Below are 19,894 nucleotides of genomic sequence, written 5' to 3' on the forward strand. Positions count from 1 at the left end.
GGCATAGTGCGAGCCGTCACGAGCTCGTGGGTCCTCCAATGTCTCTGAATGAAGCAAGCAAGCCCGCCAAGAAAAACGCGCCCAAAGCCAAAACAGTGACGGAACCGCCACCGCGCGACCAGATCCTGATCGGCCCCGATTTCATCCATAAGGGCGAGCCGCATGAGAGGCTCGACCGCTTCTTCGGCGATCTGGCGAGCCGCTTCGACGCAGCACCGGCGGTGATTTCCGGCGGCCGGCCCTGGTCGTACCGCGAGCTGAACAGCCGGGCCAACCAGTTCGCGCATCTGCTGATCGAGCGCGGCGTGAGGCCAGGCGACAGGGTGGGCCTTTTGCTGGACCGCTCGGCCGAGACCTATATCGCTATCCTTGCCGTGATGAAGGCCGGGGCGGCCTTCGTCCCTTTAGCCACCGCCTTCCCCGAAGATCGCATGGTGATGATTATCGAGGACGCCAATGTCACGATGGTGATCAGCGTCTCCGGTTATGCCGCGCGCGTGGCGCGCCTGCCGGTTCCGCATATCTCGATCGACTCGGCGGAATCCGAAATCGCTCTCAAGCCGGAAACGGCGCCCCTGCCGGAAGGCAGCCAGGACCAGACCTGCTACATTCTCTACACCTCCGGCACCACGGGCAAGCCGAAAGGCGTGGTCATCACGCATCAGAGCTTCTGCAACTTCATCCGCGTCGCCGCGGCATCCTACGGCTATCAGCCGGGCGACCGCGTGTACCAGGGCATGACCATCGCCTTCGACTTCTCCTCGGAGGAGATCTGGGTGCCCTTTGCCGCCGGCGCCACCGTCGTGCCGGCGCCCGGCCAGCAGCCCCTCGTGGGCGAGGAGCTGGCCAGCTTCCTGCGCGAGCATCACATCACCTGCATGGCCTGCAGCCCGACGCTTTTGTCGTCGATCGAGAGCGACGCGCCCAGCCTGCGCACGATCCTGGTCGGCGGCGAAGCCTGCTCGCAAAAGCTCGTGGTGCGCTGGGCGAAGCCCGGCCGCCAGATCCTGAACACCTATGGCCCGACCGAGGCGACGGTCACCGCCACCATGGGCTTGCTGACACCGGACGAACCGGTGACCATCGGCAGGCCGCTGCCCACCTATTCGATAGCCATTCTCGACCCCGAAAAGCCGAAGGTGCTGACCGGCGACCAGCTGGGCGAGGTCTGCATCGGCGGCATGGGCGTGGCAGTAGGCTATCTCAACCGGCCGGAGCTCACCGAGCAGCGATTCATCAAGGATTTCATCGGCCTGCCGAACAATCCCGGCGGCCGCATCTACCGGACGGGCGACCTCGGCCGCATCAACGACAAGGGCGAGATCGAATATCACGGCCGCATCGACACGCAGGTGAAAATCCGCGGCTACCGCATCGAGCTGGGCGAGATCGAGGCCGTGCTGCTGGAACAGCCGGGCATCGCGCAGGCGGCGGTCACGACGTGGGAGATCGAGCCCGAGCGCACGGAACTGGTCGCCTATTACGCCCCCAGGAGCGGAGGCGACAGTGTGGATCGCACCATGCTCGTGCGCGAACTCAAGCAGCGGCTGCCCGACTATATGGTTCCGGCCTATCTGGAGCAGCTGCCCGCGATCCCGATGACCGTCTCCAACAAGGTCGACCTGAGGAAGCTGCCAAAGCCGACCAGCGCGCGCGTCGCGGCCGGCCATGCGATGATCGACCCGCGCAACGAGGACGAGAGGTTCCTGGTCGACACGCTGCAGGATGTGCTGAAATTCGAGGACATCTCCATCGAAGACCACTTCTTCGACGACCTCGGCGCGAACTCGCTGTTGATGGCGAGGTTCTGCGCGCGCATCCGCTCCCGTAAGGCCTGGTCGACGACCTCGATGCGCGACGTCTACCTGCATCCCACGGTCGCGAAGCTCGCCGAGCACCTGCGTGCGCCGCATATGGCCGCGGTTGCGGCGAGCGAGCCGATGCTGACGCATCGGGCTTCCAGCTTTGCCTATTGGAGCACGGGATTTGGGCAGCTCATGTTCTACGCGCTCTACAGCTATGGCTCGCTCTGGGCGATCAATGACGGGCTCAACTGGGTCTATGACGCGCTGGACGACCCGGTGCAGCTCTATCTGCGCTGCGTTCTCTTGTCCGCCAGCGTCTTCTTCGGGCTCAGCGGCTTTGCCATCATCGCCAAATGGCTGCTGGTCGGCCGCTGGAAGGCCGAGACGTTCCCGATCTGGGGCTGGCGTTATTATCGCTTCTGGGTCGTCAAGACGCTGGTCCGCAGCGCACCGGTGGTGCTGTTCCGCGGCAGCCCGCTATACAGCCTCTATTTGCGCCTGCTCGGTGCCCGGCTCGGCAACCGCACCGTCATCGAGTGCCGCTCCGTTCCGGTCTGCACCGACCTGATCAGCATCGGCGACAACTCGATCCTGCGCAAGGATACCATGATCCTGGGCTTCCGCGCCCAGGCGGGCTACATCCACACCGGTCCGCTCGACATCGGCCACAACGCTTTCGTCGGCGTCGGCTCAACGTTGGACATCGACACCCGCATCGGCGACGGCGCCCAGCTGGGCCACGCTTCGTCGCTGCATCGCGGACAGGCGATCCCTGCCGGCGAGCGCTGGCACGGATCGCCGGCGATTCCGACCGAGGCGGACTATTGCACGGTTCCCAACGTGCCGCTGTCGCACGCGCGCCGGATCATCTACGAGGCGATCCAGCTCTTCATCCTCTTCGCCATCGTCACGCCGTTCCCGCTTCTGTTCCACACCTACTGGGAGAATGTCGGCGACGACTATCAGGAGACCATCGGCATCGTGGCGATCGGCACCACGGTGACGCTGGCGGGCTTCATCATCGGCGGCGTGCTGCTGGCGGCCATCGTGCCGCGGCTGTTCAACCTCATGCTGAAGCCCGGCCGAGACTATTCGCTCTACGGCTTCCACTACTGGCTGCAATCGATGCTGGAGCTGGTCAGCAACGTGCGACTGCTGAACGTGCTGTTCGGCGACAGCTCGGCCATCGTCTACTATCTGCGCGCCATCGGCTGGCGGCTAAACAAGGTGAACCAGACCGGGTCGAATTTCGGCACCAACCAGCGGCATGAAAACCCGCAGCTCAGCGAGATCGGTTCGGAAACGATGGTGTCCGACGGCCTGTTCATGGTCAACATGCAGAAGTCCGCCAATTCCTTCCGCCTCGAGCACACGCGGATCGGCGAGCGCAACTTCTTCGGCAACAACATCATCTATTCGCCGGATTCCCGCACCGGCGACAATTGCCTGCTCGGAACCAAGGTGCATGTACCGGTCGATGGTCCCGTGCGCGAGAATGTCGGGCTGCTTGGGTCGCCGCCCTTCGAAATCCCGCGCATGGTCAACCGCGACAAGGAGCTTCTCGGATTGATCTCCGACAAGGAGCGCCACCGCCGGCTGCCGCTGAAGAACCTCCACAATCTGGTCACCGCATTGCTGTTCTTGGCTGCGCAGTGGCTGATCCTGTTCCTGACGCTCGCCATCTGGGACAGGGCGCTCAACTACTATAACGATTGGGAGCAGACGGCGCTGTTCGTGGCGGTGGTGCTGACCACGGCGATCGGCATTCCGTTCTACGTCTTCCTGGAGCGTGTCAGCCTCGGTTTCCGCCGGCTGAAGCCCAGGATGGCCACGATCTACGACCCGGTCTTCTGGCGGCACGAACGCCATTGGAAACTGTCCGATTCGCCGATCATGGGCCTGTTCACCGGCACCCCGTTCAGGCCGCTGATCCTGCGTCTGGTGGGCGTGAAGGTCGGGCGGCGCGTCTATGATGGGGGAAGCATCATCACCGAGCGGTCGCTGGTGGAGATCGGCGACGATGCGACGCTCAACGAGGGCTGCGTCATCCAAGCGCATTCGCTGGAGGAAGGCGCGTTCAAGTCCGACTACATCCGCATCGGCAATGGCTGCACGCTCGCCCCCGCCGCCTTCGTCCACTACGCCGTGGCAATGGGCGAGGGATCCGTGGCGGACCTCGATTGCTTCGTCATGAAGGGCGAAGTGCTGGAGCCCAACACCGTGTGGCGCGGCAACCCGGCGAAGCTCTATGGCGTGGTGACGCCGATCGACGCGCGCGCAATCAAGATCGGGCAGAAACAGTGAAACGTTCCGCCCAAGCGTGGACTGGCGACCGCCTGGTTGTCCTGCGGCCCGTCGGCGAAGATAACCGGGCGGCGATCCTGGCGCTCGAGCTGACGCCCGAGCAGCAGGGCCTCGTCGCCTCGAATGCAGACTCGCTGCAAGAGGCCGGGGAGGATGACGAGGCTCTCGCACGCGCTGTAGTCGCGGCCGGGCGCGTCGTCGGATTCCTGATGTACAGCGCTCCGGAGGACGATGACGAGGCGATCATCTATCGTTTCATGATCGACCGCCGCGAACAGGGCAAGGGCCTCGGCAGTGCCGCGGTTGCCGGGGCACTGGAGGAGATCGCGCAGCTCGGCCACATACGCCGCGTCTCGATCTGCTACGAACCGGACAACGAGGCGGCGCGCCGGCTCTATGCCGGCTTCGGTTTCGTCGAGACGGGACTGGACGAGGATGGCGAGATGATTGCCGTGCTCGAATTGAGCAGCAAGTGATCACACGGCCGGACGACGCGCGACCGGACATCGAGAGCGCCGTCGAGCAGGTGCTGGCCGGCCTCGCGCCGCCCGGCCTCGTCACCGGCTGCCGTCTCGTTCGTGCCGGCGACGAACAATACCTACTGCCGGCGGAAGGCGCTTCCATCGCCACGCGCGAACAAAGGGCGCGTGCCGCCACTGGAGCGGGCCGTCGGGTCGCGCACGAATTGCTGCGGCGGCTGAGATGTGCGGATCTCGCCGTCTTGCGGGGCCAATTGGGAAACCCGATCTGGCCTGGAGGTATCGTCGGTTCAATCGCGCATGACGACGAGCTTGCCGTGGCGGTCGCCGCGCGATCCGACGCGATGAGAAGCGTGGGCGTCGACATCGAGCCTGCCCTGCCCCTGCCGCACGACCTCCGAGACATGGTGGCAACGCCGCAAGACCGCCTGGGCGATCTTGATTCCGGTATAGGCAGCCGCATTCTGTTTGCGATCAAGGAGGCGGTCTACAAGGCCTCGTTTCCGCTCGACGGCCGGGTGCTGGGCTTTGAGGACATCGCCGTCGATCTCACCTCCGGCGAGGCGGTCACTCCATCCGGCAATCGGTTGACCGTGCGCTTCACCATCTCGCCCAGAATCCTGGCGCTGGCTTACCCGGCATAGGCGCGCCGAGCCCGAACGACGCCAAGATCACGGATGCAGGTGCAGGCGCTTCACGCTGGCTGCCGCGAAGGTGATGAACTTTTTGACACGCGCCGCCACGAACTTCTGGGCGGGGTAGGCGAAATAGAGTCCGGTCAGGGGCGAATGCAGGGCCGGCAACACGCGCACCAGCCGTTGCTGGTCCGCGAAAAAAGCCGGCAGGAACCCGATGCCGAGCCCCATGGCGACAAAGGTTCTGACCGTCAACAGGTCATCGCAGGTCAGCTCGCCCGATAGATCAACGCCGATCTTCCGGCTGCCCATCAGCAGCGGCAGCGGGTGGGCCCAAGGCTTGCCGAATCCAATCAGGTCGTGGTGCTTGAGATCGTCGACATGAACGGGGACGCCGCGCCGGTCGAGATAGTGCTGGCTTGCGAACAATCCCGACGGCCCCGTGACGAAAGACCTGGTCACCAGACTCGAATCGCGCAGCGGGCCGACGCGGATGGCGAGGTCGACGCCTTCCGCGATCATGTCGACGATCCGGTCCGTCACGATCAGCTCGATTTTCACCATCGGGAACGTTTCGCGAAACGCGCCGATGATGGGCGGCAGCAGGCTTTGCGCGATGTCGACGGCCGCCGTGAGCCGAAGCAGGCCGTTCAGGCTTCTTGCCCCCGACATGATCGCGGCCTCGGCTGCCTCGATCTCACGAAGCCCGGCGCGGCATCGTTCAAAATAGGCCTGGCCCGCAGGCGTGACGCGGAGCTTACGGGTCGTCCGCTGGATCAGGCCGGTGCCGAGGCGCTGTTCCAGCGCCGCCACCTTCGCGCTCACGGTGCTAGCGGGCATGCGGAGCCTTCGGGCAGCCGCGGCAAAACTGCCTGCCTCCAGCACCTGGACAAAGACGCTGATCTCGTCGACGCGCATGCCAACTATTATGCAGAATCATGCATGATGATTCTAGATTGTACCGTCTTGTGGCGAAACAGTTTCCGCAATCTGCTTTCGATATCGGAAGACAGCGCCAGGGAGCTGAACAATGAGACCGCCGATCAATGCCGACAGCGAACCGATCGACCCGCGCGTCCGCGTCGGGCATGTTCATCTGAAGGTCGCCGATCTTGAGCGATCGCTCGCTTCCTATTGCGGTGTGCTTGGCTTTGGCCTGCAAGGGCTGCTTGAAGACGAGGCCGCGTTCCTCGCGGCCGGCGGCTATCACCATCACCTCGCGATCAACACTTGGGAAAGCCGGGGCGGTTCGCCGCCGCCCGAAGGATCGACCGGCCTCCATCACATTGCCTTCGTCTATCCGACGCGAGCCGCGCTCGGCCGCGCGTTCCGCCGCCTTCGCGCCGCGGGCGTGCAACTCATCGGCGCCAGCGACCACGGTGGCACGGAGGCGATCTATCTCCGCGATCCGGACGATAACGGCGTCGAGCTCTACTGGGATAGACCCGAGAAGGAATGGCCGCGCAACGCCGATGGCTCGTTGAAGATCGTCAGCAATTCCCTCGATGTCGAGAATCTGGCCAGCGAGGGATCGTCCGTGCCGCCGGATGGGGAAAGATAAGTCTGCGGCTTGTCGTGCCGAGAGGTATGGCGCTGGCGCAACGAAGGTCCGCTTTGCGCCGCCACGAGCGGTTATCGTAACTCGGCTCTCAGGCTCTCCAACGCAGGTGCAGCACACCGGACGAGCGCGGATATGTGTCCTTCGGGCTGCATGAACAATGTTCCGTGACGTAGGCCCGCGGCAAGAGCCCGCGCGGCCTCGGCAGGCATAATCTGGTCGTGCGCGCCGTGATAAATGCGGACGGGAAGGTCGATTTGGTCCAGGTCAAAGCCCCACGGATGCGCCAGGGCGATGGCCTGGTCCTGGTTGGCGCGTGGCCCCTGAATGTAGCCTTCGGCGACGGCAGCGGCAAAGGCCCGGCGCACCGCCTCATCCTGCAGCGCAGCGCGTTCGCCGACGCCGAGTCGCTCGGCATTGTGGGCGAGCATGTCCGCCAGTTGAGCAGGACGCGCATGAGCGATGCCACGCAGGCTGAACGAAAGAAGCGGGCACAAGAGAGCATCAGGCGTAATCTGAAGGATCTGCCATGCGAGCCGCGTGATGCCGGTATTGGCAGTTGCAAGAACGGTCGCCGGCGCCACCGGCGAGATCAGCACACAGCGGACCACCTGGTCGGGTGTCGCTGCGGCGCAAGCGAGTGCAAATGCCGCGCCGGCGGAAAACCCAAGAACCGAATAGCGCCGGATCGCCATCATATCGGCAACCTCGTCGACTGTTGCCGGCCATTGCATGATCCCGAAGCGGTGCACAGGCGAGGACTTGCCGATACCGGGCCGGTCGAGCGCGATGAGCCGCACGCCTGCTTCGGCGGCCTGATCCTCGATCAGCTTCACTTCCAGGCGACTCGAGGGAAACCCGTGCATGTAGAACACGGCTGAACCGTTGGGCTTCCCTGTCTCGAAAACTCCCACGCGTCGCCCTGATGCGAGTTGCAGAACCTGCTCAGCCATCGCTAGGCCTCGGCCGCGTGTTCCTCGCGCGCAGCCTCCCAGACCTCGCGGGCGGCATCCGCGTTCATGACGCCGATCGCGAGCCCGACGATCGCGTCGGGCCAGACGGAGCCCGTCCACGCCGTAACAAACCCGGTGATGATGATAGCGACATTGGCGACCGCGTCGTTGCGGGCGGAAAGGAACGCCGCCTTGGTGAGACTCCCCTTGTGATGGCGGAAACGGACAAGAATGAACGCGCATGCCAGATTGACGATAAGAGCGCCCGAGCCGGCAAGCGAGAGGGGCACGGGCTCGGGCGGAACGGGATGCGAGAATTTGAGCCAGATCGCCCAGAGCGTCGCCAGCGCGGGTATCATCAGCACGATGGCCAGACCCATGCCAAGGCGCGCGCGGGACCTGAGGCTCCAGGCCATGCCGAGGAAGATCAGGAGGTTGACCGACGTATCCTCAAGGAAATCGATGCTGTCGGCGAACAGGGAGACGGAACCGATCGACAGCGCAACTGCGAACTCGACTCCGAAATACGCAAGATTGAGGAGCGCCACGATCAGCACGGCGCGCCGGAGATGGCTGTCCATCATCTCCATCGAAAGCCGTGATACGCCGGGCGCAAGTTTGAGGCCACTCCTGCAGGCGAGTGCCTGATCGTGTCACGTCCGTGAGCGGGACTGGTCAACATCGGCGACTTCCAGCTTTGGATGCCCCAGCGGATGGAGGAGCTAACCAGCATATTCACTCGGGAGACGCGGCGCGTTCACCGGATCGGAAAATACCGGAAAGTCAGCGCCCGGCACCGAAATGACTGGGACTGCCGTTATTTCGCGCCGGCGGCCGAGATATATGCCGTTGCTCAAGAGACCCTCCCGGGGCCTAGTCCAGCCCAAGGCGACCCGCTAAACCGCAGGTTCTTCCAACCCGCTTCTCTGGTGCGACTTCCAAAGATAATAGCCGAGCACTGAACCGAAAAAGAAAGTATGTGCGATGAACTGCACCAGCGGACTCGATTGCAGGAACCAGGGGAATAAGGTCGGCGCTATCACATAGAAGTTGATCAGCCAGAGGGCGAGGCCGAAGAGGCTGGCTGCGCCGATAATGGCGACCGGCCCTCGCAACATTGCTGCAATTTCACCGAAGATCATCCCGTAGATGATCGCGAGCACCATATGGACAATGACGCCGGCGACACTTGCCGTCACGAGCGAATAGCCGGGATCGAGCGCGCCCGGTCCCAGCGCGATAGCACCGATCATGCGCAAAGGCATGAAGAACGCCCCTGCCCCCATCATCATCGCGGTGACGATCATTTCGAAGGCAGCAAACACGATACCTGCGACCACGCCTGCGATTGCGCCCTGCCGAAGGCCCCAACGCATGTCGCGTGGTGTCATGGGCGTGTGGATGTGTTCCCGATAGGCCATGGCTGTCACTCCTGTTTGGGGGCAACATTGCTCAAAGCAAACGGGGCAGACGCGTAGGTGTTCCCGGGGAATCGCAAAATTGACCGGCTGCTGACAGAATATCTGAGCATGCGGCGTGAAGGGTCTTCATCGTGATCCGCTCTGCCTTCGCAGCGTCGCCTGCCTGACGTCATCGCCCGTGCGGTGTGGTTGTATTTCCGCTTTCCGCCTGTGTCGCGCACCTCGCGATCTGCCGCCCTCCTCGCGGCCGGCGGCTATCACCATCACCTCGCGATCAACACTTGGGAAAGCCGGGGCGGTTCGCCACCGCCCGAAGGATCGACCCGGCCTCCATCACATTGCCTTCGTCTATCCGACGCGAGCCGCGCGCTCCGCCGCCTTCGCGCCGCGGGCGTGCAACTCATCGGCGCCAGCGATCACGGTGGTGCGGAGGCGATCTATCTCCGCGATCCGGACGATAACGGCGTCGAGCTCTACTGGGATAGGCCCGAGAAGGAATGGCCGCGCAACGCCGATGACTCGTTGAAGATCGTCAACTGTCCCCTCAATGTCGAGAACCTGGCCAGCGATGGATCGTCCGTGCCGCCGGATGGGAAAGGATAGATTTGTGGCTTGTCATGCCGAGAGGTATGGCGCTGGCGCACCCAGGCAGTGATCGAGCGTTGCCCGTCTAAGACAATCTATGGCCAAGCTGCGGATAAATCGGGAAATTCATCCAGCTGCGATCAAGAGCCGGTCGTTCGGCAACACATCCGGGAAGCGGGAGATGAAACTTGATAGGAATGGCGCGCCCGAAGAGATTCGAACTCCTGACCCCCAGATTCGTAGTCTGGTGCTCTATCCAGCTGAGCTACGGGCGCGCAACAGGCCGTGCATGACACAGGCCCCGCGATCCGGTCGAGAAGGCCGGCCGCGATGTGGAGTGTTCCCTAACGACTGAATTTGCGAAAAGCAAGCCGATCCGGCAAAAGTTTTGTCGCAGGTGGTTTTGCCGGCTTTGATCGAGGCGCGCTACCGACAAGCGGCTCCGCAGGCGGTGGTGGGCTCAAGCCGGGCGGCGCAAACCGTTGCGGGCCTGGTCGAGCCGCACCGGCTGGTCGGGAATGGTGACGGCGAAGACGGTGCGGCCGCCGATCGATTCGACCAATTCAACCGTGCCGCCATGCGCGCGGATCAGCTCGTGCGCGATCGCCAGGCCAAGCCCGGTGCCGCCGCTGCGCGCCGAGCCGCGGAAGGCGGCGAACAGGTTCTCGCGCGCCTTGGGCGGCAGGCCGGGGCCGGTGTCGGTGACGGTGATGCGGCTGACGCTGCCCTGGCGCTCGGCCGCGACCGCCAGCCGGCGCACCACCGCGCTTTCGGTGTCGGCGGCCATCGCCTGAACGGAGTTGCGGCAGAGATTGGTGAGCACCCGGAACAGCTGGTCGGAATCGGCATCGACCTCGAAGGCGTGCTCGATGGCGTTGATGAACTCGATGCCGTCCTCGATGTCAAGCAGGCCGTGCACGTCGTCGACCAGTTGGCGCAGCCGCACGCGGCGGCGCGACGGCGCCGGCTCCTGCGTGCGGCCGTAGTGAAGCACACCTTCGGAATAGGAGACGGCGCGGTCGAGGGCGCGCAGAAGTTTCGGCGCGAAGGCCTGCACGGTCGGGTCCTTCACCTGGCGCAGGCGATCCGACATCAGCTGCGCGGACGCCAGGATGTTGCGCATGTCGTGGTTGATCTTGGAGACGGCCAGGCCGAGGTCCGCGAGATGCTTCTGCTCCGACAGCATCTTCTGCAGCCGGTCCTGCATCTGCGACAGCTCGCGTTCGGCGACCCCGATCTCGTCGGCGCGGTCGGCGGGGCGGATGACGCGGCCGGGATCGTCGGGCGCCTCGGAGAAGGCCAGGATCGAACGCGTCATGGTGCGGATCGGCCCGATCATGATCAGGTCGATCGCCGCATAGACCAGCATAGCGGTGAACAGCGAGATGAGCAGCGAGACGACGGCGACGTTGCGCGAGTATCTCAGCATGGCGTCGCGCAAACGGTAGTCCGGCATGATCAGCTCGAATTCCTTGTCGCTGTCGCCGACCGGGCCGAAGACGCGCAGCATGCGCTTGCCGCCGAAGAACAGCGTGTCGAGCGCGCCAGTCATGCCGTTGATCAGGCCGACATTGGCGATGTCGATGTGCGCGTCGACCTGTGGCGGCATGTCGGCGACCACCAGAAGCCGCGAGACGCCGCCATCGCGCACGGCGATCGCCTTGGCGCCGATCGCCATCAGCACATCGTTCTGGGCGTTGTGCGACAGCGAGTTGGGCTCGCCCTGCAACAGCACGATCGACACGGCGGCGGCCGTGCTGAGGCGCTCCTTCAGCCAGTTGACCCGGTAGCTGGCGATCCAGGGGAGGAAGATCAGGATTTCAGCCAGCAGCACGAAGGCGATGGTGAGTAAAAGCAGCTTGGTCGACAGACCGCGCGACAACGGCACCCGGCGCGACGAATTCGCCGCCGCCGGCTGTGCCTTCTCGTTCATGGGCAGAGTTTCACTCGTCATTGACGCGCGTTCACAAAGGCTTGATCGGCCAAGATTATGCGATTTGCGGCTTTTTTGCCAATTTCATCGTCGGCTCGGCGAAAAATGCCTCGCGGCGGGGCGGATTGACTTCCAAAGACCTTCTTTCTATAAGCCCGCTCACGCTCGGGCCATTCGTCCCGGCGCGGTTTCGATCGCGCCTAGGCCGGCCCGGCAAAGCTCCTGTTACACGGTGACAGAATCAAGAAGGGCCGCACCCCGCGGTATTAAAACAAATGAAGCGTACCTACCAACCGTCCAAGCTCGTGCGTAAGCGCCGGCATGGTTTCCGTGCCCGCATGGCCACCAAGGGTGGCCGTGGCGTCGTTGCCGCCCGCCGCAACCGCGGCCGCAAGCGGCTCAGCGCCTGAACGAAAGACGAGATCGTTGCCCGCACCCGGCAAGCCACAGGGGAAAACTCCCGGGCGGCTTCTGAAACGCGCGGAATTCCTTGCTGTGCGCGTCGGCGAGAAACGCCGCGGACGGCTTTTTCTCGTTGAAGTTCTCGACCGCGGCGATGACCTTGCGCCGCGCGTCGGCTACACCGTCACCAAGAAGGTCGGCAACGCCGTGGTGCGCAACCGCGTCCGGCGGCGGCTGAGGGAAGCCGTGCGCGTTCATGCCGCCGATGACATGGCGCCCGGCAATGACTATGTCATCGTCGGGCGTGAAGACGTGCTTGCCATTCCGTTCGGCCAGTTGAAGGCCGAGCTCTCCCGCCGGCTGCGCGGAACACGATAGGCCAAGGGCTTCGATGGAAAACAACCGCAATTTCTTCATCACCATCGCGCTGTCGGTGCTGATCCTGACGCTCTGGCAGGTGTTCTACATGAACCCGCGCATGGAACAGCAGCGCGAGCAGGCCCGCGTCGAGCAACAGCGCGCCGAGGCGCAAAAGAAGGAAGCGCAGGGCACCAATCCAAGCGCGGCCGGAACGCCGGCCCCGACCGCCGGCGCCATCCCCAGCGCGCCCGGTAGCGATAGCGCGACCGCGGCCAGCCGCGACCAGGCGATTGCCGCCACCAAGCGCGTCAAGATCGACACGCCCAGCCTCGAGGGCTCGATCAACCTGAGCGGCGCGCGCCTCGACGACCTGAGGCTCAAGCACTACACCGAGACGGTCGACAAGAACTCGCCCGAGATCGAGCTGCTCAACCCGTCGTCGCTGCCCAATGGCTATTTCGCCGAGATCGGCTTCGTCGGCAACGACACCACCGGCACTGTGCCCGGCGCGGATACGGTGTGGAGCGTCGACGGCAATCCGACGCTGACGCCCACGACGCCGGTGACGCTGACCTTCACCAACGACAAGGGCCTGACGTTCAAGCGCACCATCTCGATCGACAACGAATACATGTTCACCGTTTCCGACACGGTGCAGAATTCGGGAACGGCCGCCGTCTCGCTCTACAATTACGGACGCGTCACCCGTTTCGACAAGCCGGCCGTCGCCAGCACCTATGTGCTGCATGAGGGCCTGATCGGCGTGACCGGCAGCGAGGGGCTGCAGGAATACAAATACGCCAAGATCGAGAAGGACAAGGAATACACGCCCAGCAAGTCGACCAACGGCTGGCTCGGCATCACCGACAAATACTGGGCCGTGACGCTCATCCCGACGGAGAAGCAGCCCTTCCAGCCGAAATTCTCCTATTTCGAGTTCAAGGACGGGCCGCACAGCCACAGCTACCAGTCCGACTACCTGTCCGACGCGATCAGCGTCGCGCCCGGCCAGTCGACGACGGTCGAATCCGAAATCTTCGCCGGCGCCAAGGAAGTCTCGACCATCAATGCCTATGCCAAGGACCGGCAGATTCGCCAGTTCGACCTTTTGATCGACTGGGGCTGGTTCTATTTCATCACCAAGCCGATGTTCTGGCTCATCGACACGCTCTACAAATTCTTCGGCAATTTCGGCTTGGCGATCCTCGCCACCACCGTCGTCGTCAAGGCCATCTTCTTCCCCCTGGCCAACAAGTCCTATGCCTCGATGGCGAACATGAAGAAGGTGCAGCCGAAGATGGTCGAGATCCGCGAGAAATACGCGGACGACAAGATGAAGCAGCAGCAGGCGATGATGGAGCTCTACAAGACCGAGAAGATCAATCCGCTGGCCGGCTGCTGGCCGGTGGCGCTGCAGATCCCGGTCTTCTTCTCGCTCTACAAGGTGCTCTACATCACCATCGAGATGCGGCACGCGCCGTTCTTCGGCTGGATCCACGACCTCGCGGCGCCCGATCCGACATCGATCTTCAACCTGTTCGGCCTGCTGCCCTTCGCGGCGCCCGCCTTCCTGCCGCATATGGGCGCCTGGGCGGTGGTGATGGGCATCACCATGTTCCTGCAGATGCGCATGAACCCGGCGCCGCCGGACCCGACGCAGGCGGCGATCTTCACCTGGATGCCGGTGATCTTCACCTTCATGATGGGCAGCTTCCCGGCCGGCCTCGTCATCTACTGGGCCTGGAACAACACGCTGTCGATCCTGCAGCAGGGCGTGATCATGAAGCGCCAGGGCGCCAAGATCGAATTGTGGGACAATCTGACATCGATTTTCCGCAAGAAACCATCGCCGGCGGAATAGACGGCTCCTGAACTGCTAAGACGAAAAAAACCCCGGCATCGTTTGTCCGGGGTTTTTGTTGATCAGGCTCAGCGAGCAGCGGTCAAACCTTCGAGATTGGCCGTGGCCATGTTCTAGGTGTCATTCCAGTGCGGAGCAAGCATCGAAAAAAGCCCGGCACGAAGCCGGGCTTTCGACAGGGTGTAGCGCTGGTTCGCCTCAGCTCACCTGGACCTTGTCAGCCGCAGCCTGGTCCTCGGCGATGCGCTGCTGGAACATCTGCGCGAAATCGATCGGATCGAGCATCAGCGGCGGGAAGCCGCCATTGCGGGTGGCGTCGGCGACGATCTGGCGGGCGAAGGGGAACAGAAGCCGCGGACATTCGATGAACAGCAGCGGCAGCATATGCTCCTGCGGGAAGCCGCTGATGGCGAAGACGCCGCCATAGACCAGCTCCACATTGAACAGCACTTCCTGGTCGAAGGAGGCCTTGGCGTTCAGCGTCAAATTGACGTCGAACTGCTTGTCCGAGAGCGGGTTGGCGTTGACGTTGACATTGATCGCGATGCCCGGAGCCTTGTCGCGGCCGCGCAGCGAATTCGGCGCGCCGGGGCTTTCGAAGGACAGGTCCTTCACATATTGCGCAAGCACATTGAGCGAGGGCTGGTTTTGGGTGCCGTTACCGTTGGCGGCGCCGGTCGCGGCGTCATCGTTGCTGGCCATGAGCCTTTAAGTCCTTTTGCCTGGGCAGCATTGCTGACCGGATTGAAATCGCGGGTTCGCTACCATGCTCGGCCGGACAAAACAAGTTTTGCCGCCTCTGTCGGGCGATAGGTCCGGGACTGGTTCCCCGTCACAGGGATTTTGAAAGATTGCCGTTGGTCTTGTGCAAGGTTTCCGTTCATGTCCGTGAAACCGGCACAAACCGCCGGGGATTGTTCGAAGCTACACTAACCTCGTCATTCCAGGGCGGAGCAAGGAGCGAAGCGACGCGCGCAGACCATAGAATCCATGCCGTGACTTCGAAGCGCCGCCTCGGTGCAGAATTCTGCTCCGCTGCACGCCTTGGCGAAGGTAACGGCATGGATTCCAGGGTCTTCGCGACGGAGCTTCGCTCCTGCTCCGCCCTGGAATGACGATCGCGATGGGGCGTTTCGGCCAATCTCCAAGGCATGCCGCCTGCCAGAGCCGACCGGGCAAAATCCCCGTCCGGGACTAATCGTTCTTCAGCCGCCGCCAGGGCGAATTGTGGTCCGGCCGGTCCGGATAATCGTCGCGAGAATAGTCGCTGTCGTCGAGGTCGATGACGTGATCGCGGCGGCGCGCCGAAAAGCCGCGGCTGAAGCTGGTCGCCATGACGATGCGGTTCTTGAGCAGGCGCCAGGCGAAGTCGCGCACCGGCGGCAACAGGAGTAGAATGGCGAAGAAATCGGTGATGAAGCCCGGGATGATCAAAAGGATCGCCGCCAGCACGATCATCGCTCCATGCGCGAGCTGCCGGCTGGGGTCGCGCCCGGCATCCATCTCCGTGCGCACCCGCGCCATGACGCCAAAACCCTGAAGCCTCAGCAGCAGGCTGCCCGCGACGCTGGAAAGGATGACCAGCCCGACCGTCGCCAAAGCCCCGATCTCGCGGCCGACGACGACGAAGCCGGCGATCTCCAGAAGCGGCAGCAGGAGCAGGAACAGCGGGATGAACGAAATGCGCAAGTCTTGACCGATCGCTTTCTTCTTTTGCGGCGCTGGCGGACAATCGCCGCTGGCCTTGGCGCCTTTAGATAGGTATGGCTGCCTTTGATTTGAATGATTGCGCCTGCCGTTCTATATGCTTTGGGTGTTGAACGCTATGCGACCGCGGTCCCCAGGGGTTACGCCGGTCCGGCACGGACAGGGATCGAGTTGGCGGAAAATATGGGTTTCTTCGACTTCGGCACGATTTTCTTTCTGATTGCGGCGGTTGTGATCTTTTTTCAGCTGCGCAACGTGCTTGGACGTCGCACCGGAAACGAGCGCCCGCCCTTCGATCCTTATTCGGCGAGCCGCACGCGCGAGGCCGATGCGGCGCAAAAACCTGAAAATGTGGTGTCGCTGCCGCGCAAGCGCGCGCCGGGCGAAACCGCGCCCGAGATCTATGCCGATATCGACGCCTTCGCCAAACCCGACACCGATCTCAACAAGGGCCTGCGCTCCATCAAGGACAATGATGCGTCCTTCGAGCCGAAGGGCTTCGTCGACGGCGCCAAGATGGCCTATGAGATGATCGTCATGGCCTATGCCGACGGCGACCGTAAGACGCTGAAGAACCTTTTGTCGCGCGAAGTCTATGACGGTTTCGTCGCCGCGATCGGCGACCGCGAGGCCAAATCGGAGAAGATCCAGTCCTCCTTCGTCGGCATCGACAAGGCCGACATCGTCGCCGCCGAAATGAAGGGCTCGGAAGCGCATATCACGCTGCGCGTCGTCTCCGAGCTGATCTCGGCGACCCGCGACAAGGCCGGCGCCGTCATCGACGGCGACCCTGAAACGGTGGCCGAGGTCAAGGATGTCTGGACCTTCGCCCGCGACACCCGCTCGCGCGACCCGAATTGGAAGCTTGTCGCCACCGAAGAAGAAGATTGAGATCAAGCGGCGGGGCCCCAGTCGTGCCGCTCTCTTCCGCATTCGGCATAAAATCCTTCAGCGACCTTCCGGGCTGGGGCGAAGATGACCATGCTGCGGCCTTCGCCGCATTTCGCCGCTCGGCCTGCCACGCGCCGATAAAATCTTACCGCACCGGATCGCTCGGCGTCGATTTCAATGCTTTTGCCGATGCCTATGCCGAGGCGCGTGCCGTTTCGGCGCCGAGCACGTCCGAGGCGCGATCCTTCTTCGAACGGCATTTCGTGCCGATGCTGGTGCAGCCCGAAAACGGCTCGGGTCTCGTCACCGGCTTCTACGAACCCGAGGTCGAAGCCTCGCCGGTCAGGACCGGGCGGTTCACCGTGCCGCTGCTGTCGCGCCCCGCCGACCTCATCGACATCGACGACGGCAACCGTCCGGCCGGCATGGATTCCTATCTGGCGTTCGCCCGCCGGACCGATGGTGTTCCGGTTGAATATTTCGATCGTGGCGAAATCGAGCGCGGCGCGCTCGCCGGCCGAAATCTCGAAATCGCCTGGCTCGCCGAGAAGGTCGATGCGTTTTTCATCCACGTGCAGGGCGCGGCACGTCTGAAGATGACCGACGGCAGGCTCGCCCGCGTCACCTATGCCGCAAAGTCCGGCCAGCGCTTCACCGGCCCAGGCAAGATCTTGAGCGATCTCGGCGAGATCCCGCTGGAAAAGGTAACGATGCAGTCGATCCGCGCCTGGTTCAAGGCGCATCCCGATCGGGTCGACGAGATCCTGTGGCGGAACCGCTCCTATATCTTCTTCCGCGAAGCCGCGGTCGATGATGCCGCGCTCGGCCCGATCGCCGCCGCCAAGGTGCCGCTGACGCCGGGTCGCTCGGTCGCGGTCGACCGGCTGCTTCACACATTCGGCACGCCCTTCTATATCGATGCGCCGACGCTCACCGCCTTCGACGAAAAACCGTTCCAGCGGCTGATGATCGCGCAGGACACCGGCTCGGCCATCACCGGTCCGGTGCGCGGCGATCTCTTCGCCGGCTCGGGCGACGGCGCCGGCGAGGTCGCCGGCGTGGTCCGCAACGCGGCCGATTTCTATGCGCTGGTGCCGCGTGCGCTTCTGGATGGAGCGACCCCGTGAGCCGCCGCGACGATCATCTCAGCGACGACGACCGCATCCTGTGGAACCTGGTGGCGCGTTCGGCGCGGCCGCTGAAGGGCAAAACCGCCGTCGAGATCCCCGACATCGTCGAGCCCAAGGCCGAGACGCCCCGGCCCGCCGCCAATGGCGTAGCGGCCGTGGCCGCCAAGCCGAAGCCGCCGCATGTCGCGCACTCGCTCGACGACCAGACGCTGCACAAGCTGAAAAAAGGCCGGCTGCCGATCGAAGGCCGCGTCGACCTGCACGGCATGACGCAGGGCGAGGCCTATTCGCTGCTGCTCACCTTCCTCAACCGCGCGCATGCCGGCGGCATCCGTTACGTGCTGATCATCACCGGCAAGGGTTCGTCGTCGGGCGGCGACGGCATATTGCGCCGCGCCGTGCCGGCCTGGCTGTCGACGCCGGCCTTCCGGCATCTGGTGTCCAGCCACGATCATGCTGCCCGCAATCATGGCGGCTCGGGCGCGCTCTATGTGCGGCTGCGGCGGATACGGCAATGAGCCAGCCGACATGACCCCGTTCGGCGAGAAGCTCAGGACGCTGCGCACCGAGCGCGGCGTCAGCCAGAAGGCGATGGCCAAGGCCATCGGCGTCAGCGCCGCCTATCTTTCGGCGCTCGAGCACGGCCGCCGCGGCGCGCCGACCTGGACGCTGATCCAGAAGATCATCGGCTATTTCAACATCATCTGGGACGACGCCGAAGATCTTGCCCGCCTCGCCGAAAGCTCGCGTCCGAGGGTCAGGATCGACACATCCGGCCTGTCGCCGGCGGCCACCGAGCTGGCCAACCTTTTGGCCGAGAGCATCGAGCGGCTGGAGGAAGAGCAACTGCGCCGCCTCAGCGCGTCGATCCGTGCCGCGCTCGGACGAAGTGGCTGACAAGCGTCAACGGGCGAGGTCGGCACCGCCCCTCATCTGGCTGCCGCCATCATCGTGAACGGCGGGGCAATCGCATATAGCTATGGGAGTTCGGATAGCTGGCCTGCCTTGATCGGCGTCATCCTCGGGCTTGTCACGAGGATCTACCGGCTCCCCGAACTGGTCGCCGCGTGCGACGGCGGATCCTCGTGACAAGCCCGAGGATGACGGCGTTGCGTTGGCCTTCGCCAACAAACTCCATATGCGATTGCCCTGCGGTGAACGGGGAGAAAGGCGCTGTGCCGCCGCCTTCGCCAATCACCAGTTGCTGGAACAGCGCCGAGGCTGCGGTCAATGAAGGCGGCGCCGACCCGTCACATCCGGACACTCACACAGTGAGATCAGAGCTTGCCGGCGCCGTTGGCGCTGCCGCCATTGGTGCTGCCCCGGCCGCCGTTGCCTTGATGGCCCTGATGATCGCGGCCACCGTTACCACCGCCCAGACAAGCCGAAGAGTCGACGCCGCAGCAGCGGCCGCTCCACAGGTCGTTGAGATTTGTCTTGGCGCAGCTTTTGGTGGTCTCGTCCGCCAGGGCCGATCCGGTCAAGGCCGACACCGCGGCGGCGGCAAGCAAGGTGTTTCGCAGGAAAGCAGTCATTGAAATTCTCCATGGTTCGGTTTGTCGTCCACGGCTATGTGTCGCCGGCCGGACGGAAACGGTTCATGGAGTTGCGTGAAAATATTCGGCAAGGCGATCGGCCCGGCTTTTTTGTTGTAATCGCCCGTTGCGATGTGCGGCTACGACTGCTCGGTCGTCATTCCAGGGCGGAGCAAGGAGCGGAGCGACGCGCGCAGACCTGGAATCCATGCCGTTACGCCAAGGCGTTCCAACAGTTACAGAATTCTGCACCGTTGCACTCTGCGGCAAGGGTCACGGCATGGATACTCGGGTCAAGCCCGAGTATGACGACGTCACGGGGGTCTCGGCCAATC

The 19,894-nt window shown here is 63.7% G+C and carries 20 protein-coding genes and 1 tRNA gene; 12 read left to right on the forward strand and 9 right to left on the reverse strand.

Features of this window, described 5'->3' with window-relative positions; translation table 11 throughout:
* The first annotated feature begins 95 nt into the window (after positions 1–95).
* From FJ980_RS11190 to FJ980_RS11200, 3 genes are read left to right on the forward strand one after another with little or no spacing between them, the layout of a single operon-like run.
* Positions 96–4,109 carry a Pls/PosA family non-ribosomal peptide synthetase gene (locus tag FJ980_RS11190; protein WP_246676394.1) on the forward strand — a complete coding sequence of 1,338 codons (4,014 nt, stop codon included), beginning with the start codon at positions 96–98 and terminating at the stop codon, positions 4,107–4,109.
* Positions 4,106–4,585: a GNAT family N-acetyltransferase gene (locus tag FJ980_RS11195; protein WP_246676395.1), complete on the forward strand. Its 480-nt coding sequence runs from the start codon at positions 4,106–4,108 to the stop codon at positions 4,583–4,585. The genes FJ980_RS11190 and FJ980_RS11195 overlap by 4 nt, the downstream gene beginning before the upstream one ends.
* Positions 4,582–5,232 (forward strand): 4'-phosphopantetheinyl transferase superfamily protein, encoded by a 651-nt coding sequence (locus FJ980_RS11200; RefSeq protein WP_246676396.1) that lies wholly within the window; start codon positions 4,582–4,584, stop codon positions 5,230–5,232. The genes FJ980_RS11195 and FJ980_RS11200 overlap by 4 nt, the downstream gene beginning before the upstream one ends.
* Before the next feature lie 27 nt (positions 5,233–5,259).
* On the opposite strand, the gene FJ980_RS11205 is transcribed toward FJ980_RS11200, so the two are convergent.
* On the reverse strand, positions 5,260–6,141 hold the full coding sequence (locus FJ980_RS11205; protein ID WP_140542948.1) for a LysR family transcriptional regulator: 882 nt from the start codon (positions 6,139–6,141) through the stop codon (positions 5,260–5,262).
* Between the two features lie 112 nt (positions 6,142–6,253).
* On the opposite strand from FJ980_RS11205, the gene FJ980_RS11210 reads away from it, so the two are divergent.
* Complete coding sequence (locus tag FJ980_RS11210) at positions 6,254–6,784, forward strand: VOC family protein (protein ID WP_140542949.1); 531 nt, start codon at positions 6,254–6,256, stop codon at positions 6,782–6,784.
* Between the two features lie 71 nt (positions 6,785–6,855).
* On the opposite strand, the gene FJ980_RS11215 is transcribed toward FJ980_RS11210, so the two are convergent.
* The 3 genes from FJ980_RS11215 to FJ980_RS11225 all read right to left on the reverse strand — a co-directional run bounded on the left by FJ980_RS11215 (position 6,856) and on the right by FJ980_RS11225 (position 9,155).
* Positions 6,856–7,734: an alpha/beta hydrolase gene (locus FJ980_RS11215; RefSeq protein WP_140542950.1), complete on the reverse strand. Its 879-nt coding sequence runs from the start codon at positions 7,732–7,734 to the stop codon at positions 6,856–6,858.
* Positions 7,735–7,736: 2 nt separating this feature from the next.
* Positions 7,737–8,318 (reverse strand): cation transporter, encoded by a 582-nt coding sequence (locus FJ980_RS11220; protein ID WP_140542951.1) that lies wholly within the window; start codon positions 8,316–8,318, stop codon positions 7,737–7,739.
* Between the two features lie 312 nt (positions 8,319–8,630).
* Positions 8,631–9,155: a hypothetical protein gene (locus tag FJ980_RS11225; protein WP_140542952.1), complete on the reverse strand. Its 525-nt coding sequence runs from the start codon at positions 9,153–9,155 to the stop codon at positions 8,631–8,633.
* Between the two features lie 189 nt (positions 9,156–9,344).
* Here FJ980_RS11225 and FJ980_RS11230 point away from each other — a divergent pair, with 189 nt between their 5' ends.
* A complete protein-coding gene (locus FJ980_RS11230; protein ID WP_181181171.1) occupies positions 9,345–9,758 on the forward strand; it encodes a VOC family protein in 414 nt (137 codons plus the stop codon).
* 180 nt (positions 9,759–9,938) lie between these two features.
* Here the strand turns inward: FJ980_RS11230 and FJ980_RS11235 are convergent.
* Positions 9,939–10,015: transfer RNA gene (locus FJ980_RS11235), tRNA-Arg, on the reverse strand.
* 185 nt (positions 10,016–10,200) lie between these two features.
* Entirely contained in the window at positions 10,201–11,673 is a 1,473-nt protein-coding gene (locus FJ980_RS11240) for a HAMP domain-containing sensor histidine kinase (RefSeq protein WP_246673448.1), read from the reverse strand.
* Positions 11,674–11,948: 275 nt separating this feature from the next.
* Here FJ980_RS11240 and rpmH point away from each other — a divergent pair, with 275 nt between their 5' ends.
* The 3 genes from rpmH to yidC are packed head-to-tail and all read left to right on the forward strand — an operon-like array spanning position 11,949 to position 14,296.
* Positions 11,949–12,083 carry a 50S ribosomal protein L34 gene (rpmH, locus tag FJ980_RS11245; RefSeq protein WP_008833937.1) on the forward strand — a complete coding sequence of 45 codons (135 nt, stop codon included), beginning with the start codon at positions 11,949–11,951 and terminating at the stop codon, positions 12,081–12,083.
* Between the two features lie 16 nt (positions 12,084–12,099).
* Positions 12,100–12,453 carry a ribonuclease P protein component gene (gene rnpA, locus FJ980_RS11250; protein WP_140542954.1) on the forward strand — a complete coding sequence of 118 codons (354 nt, stop codon included), beginning with the start codon at positions 12,100–12,102 and terminating at the stop codon, positions 12,451–12,453.
* A gap of 13 nt (positions 12,454–12,466) precedes the next feature.
* The gene (gene yidC, locus FJ980_RS11255; protein WP_140542955.1) at positions 12,467–14,296 is read left to right on the forward strand and encodes a membrane protein insertase YidC; all 1,830 of its coding nucleotides are present in this window, start codon (positions 12,467–12,469) and stop codon (positions 14,294–14,296) included.
* Between the two features lie 198 nt (positions 14,297–14,494).
* On the opposite strand, the gene secB is transcribed toward yidC, so the two are convergent.
* Positions 14,495–14,998: a protein-export chaperone SecB gene (gene secB, locus FJ980_RS11260; protein ID WP_140542956.1), complete on the reverse strand. Its 504-nt coding sequence runs from the start codon at positions 14,996–14,998 to the stop codon at positions 14,495–14,497.
* 492 nt (positions 14,999–15,490) lie between these two features.
* Positions 15,491–15,985: an FxsA family protein gene (locus FJ980_RS11265; RefSeq protein ID WP_140542957.1), complete on the reverse strand. Its 495-nt coding sequence runs from the start codon at positions 15,983–15,985 to the stop codon at positions 15,491–15,493.
* A 201-nt stretch (positions 15,986–16,186) separates the two neighbouring features.
* On the opposite strand from FJ980_RS11265, the gene FJ980_RS11270 reads away from it, so the two are divergent.
* Genes FJ980_RS11270 through FJ980_RS11285 form a run of 4 tightly spaced genes read left to right on the forward strand, consistent with a single transcriptional unit; the run spans position 16,187 to position 18,921 of the window.
* Complete coding sequence (locus FJ980_RS11270; RefSeq protein ID WP_095767958.1) at positions 16,187–16,894, forward strand: Tim44/TimA family putative adaptor protein; 708 nt, start codon at positions 16,187–16,189, stop codon at positions 16,892–16,894.
* Between the two features lie 23 nt (positions 16,895–16,917).
* On the forward strand, positions 16,918–18,021 hold the full coding sequence (locus tag FJ980_RS11275; protein WP_140542958.1) for a murein transglycosylase A: 1,104 nt from the start codon (positions 16,918–16,920) through the stop codon (positions 18,019–18,021).
* A complete protein-coding gene (locus FJ980_RS11280) occupies positions 18,018–18,542 on the forward strand; it encodes a Smr/MutS family protein (RefSeq protein ID WP_140542959.1) in 525 nt (174 codons plus the stop codon). Before FJ980_RS11275 ends, FJ980_RS11280 begins: the two co-directional genes overlap by 4 nt.
* A 10-nt stretch (positions 18,543–18,552) precedes the next feature.
* Positions 18,553–18,921 (forward strand): helix-turn-helix transcriptional regulator, encoded by a 369-nt coding sequence (locus FJ980_RS11285; RefSeq protein WP_140542960.1) that lies wholly within the window; start codon positions 18,553–18,555, stop codon positions 18,919–18,921.
* Between the two features lie 380 nt (positions 18,922–19,301).
* Here FJ980_RS11285 and FJ980_RS11290 read toward each other — a convergent pair whose 3' ends face one another.
* On the reverse strand, positions 19,302–19,559 hold the full coding sequence (locus FJ980_RS11290; RefSeq protein WP_140542961.1) for a hypothetical protein: 258 nt from the start codon (positions 19,557–19,559) through the stop codon (positions 19,302–19,304).
* Positions 19,560–19,894 lie beyond the last annotated feature (335 nt).

The organism is Mesorhizobium sp. B1-1-5, assembly GCF_006443065.1.
Classification (GTDB): Bacteria; Pseudomonadota; Alphaproteobacteria; order Rhizobiales; family Rhizobiaceae; genus Mesorhizobium.

Bases quoted from the DNA above. Each gene is read 5' to 3' on its own strand.
- yidC (WP_140542955.1), top strand. From the start codon at position 12,467: ATGGAAAACAACCGCAATTTCTTCATCACCATCGCGCTGTCGGTGCTG.
- secB (WP_140542956.1), bottom strand. From the start codon at position 14,998: ATGGCCAGCAACGATGACGCCGCGACCGGCGCCGCCAACGGTAACGGC.
- FJ980_RS11205 (WP_140542948.1), bottom strand. From the start codon at position 6,141: ATGCGCGTCGACGAGATCAGCGTCTTTGTCCAGGTGCTGGAGGCAGGC.
- FJ980_RS11270 (WP_095767958.1), top strand. From the start codon at position 16,187: ATGGGTTTCTTCGACTTCGGCACGATTTTCTTTCTGATTGCGGCGGTT.
- FJ980_RS11210 (WP_140542949.1), top strand. From the start codon at position 6,254: ATGAGACCGCCGATCAATGCCGACAGCGAACCGATCGACCCGCGCGTC.
- FJ980_RS11290 (WP_140542961.1), bottom strand. From the start codon at position 19,559: ATGACTGCTTTCCTGCGAAACACCTTGCTTGCCGCCGCCGCGGTGTCG.
- FJ980_RS11225 (WP_140542952.1), bottom strand. From the start codon at position 9,155: ATGGCCTATCGGGAACACATCCACACGCCCATGACACCACGCGACATG.
- rpmH (WP_008833937.1), top strand. From the start codon at position 11,949: ATGAAGCGTACCTACCAACCGTCCAAGCTCGTGCGTAAGCGCCGGCAT.
- FJ980_RS11220 (WP_140542951.1), bottom strand. From the start codon at position 8,318: ATGATGGACAGCCATCTCCGGCGCGCCGTGCTGATCGTGGCGCTCCTC.
- FJ980_RS11215 (WP_140542950.1), bottom strand. From the start codon at position 7,734: ATGGCTGAGCAGGTTCTGCAACTCGCATCAGGGCGACGCGTGGGAGTT.
- FJ980_RS11285 (WP_140542960.1), top strand. From the start codon at position 18,553: ATGACCCCGTTCGGCGAGAAGCTCAGGACGCTGCGCACCGAGCGCGGC.
- FJ980_RS11240 (WP_246673448.1), bottom strand. From the start codon at position 11,673: ATGAACGAGAAGGCACAGCCGGCGGCGGCGAATTCGTCGCGCCGGGTG.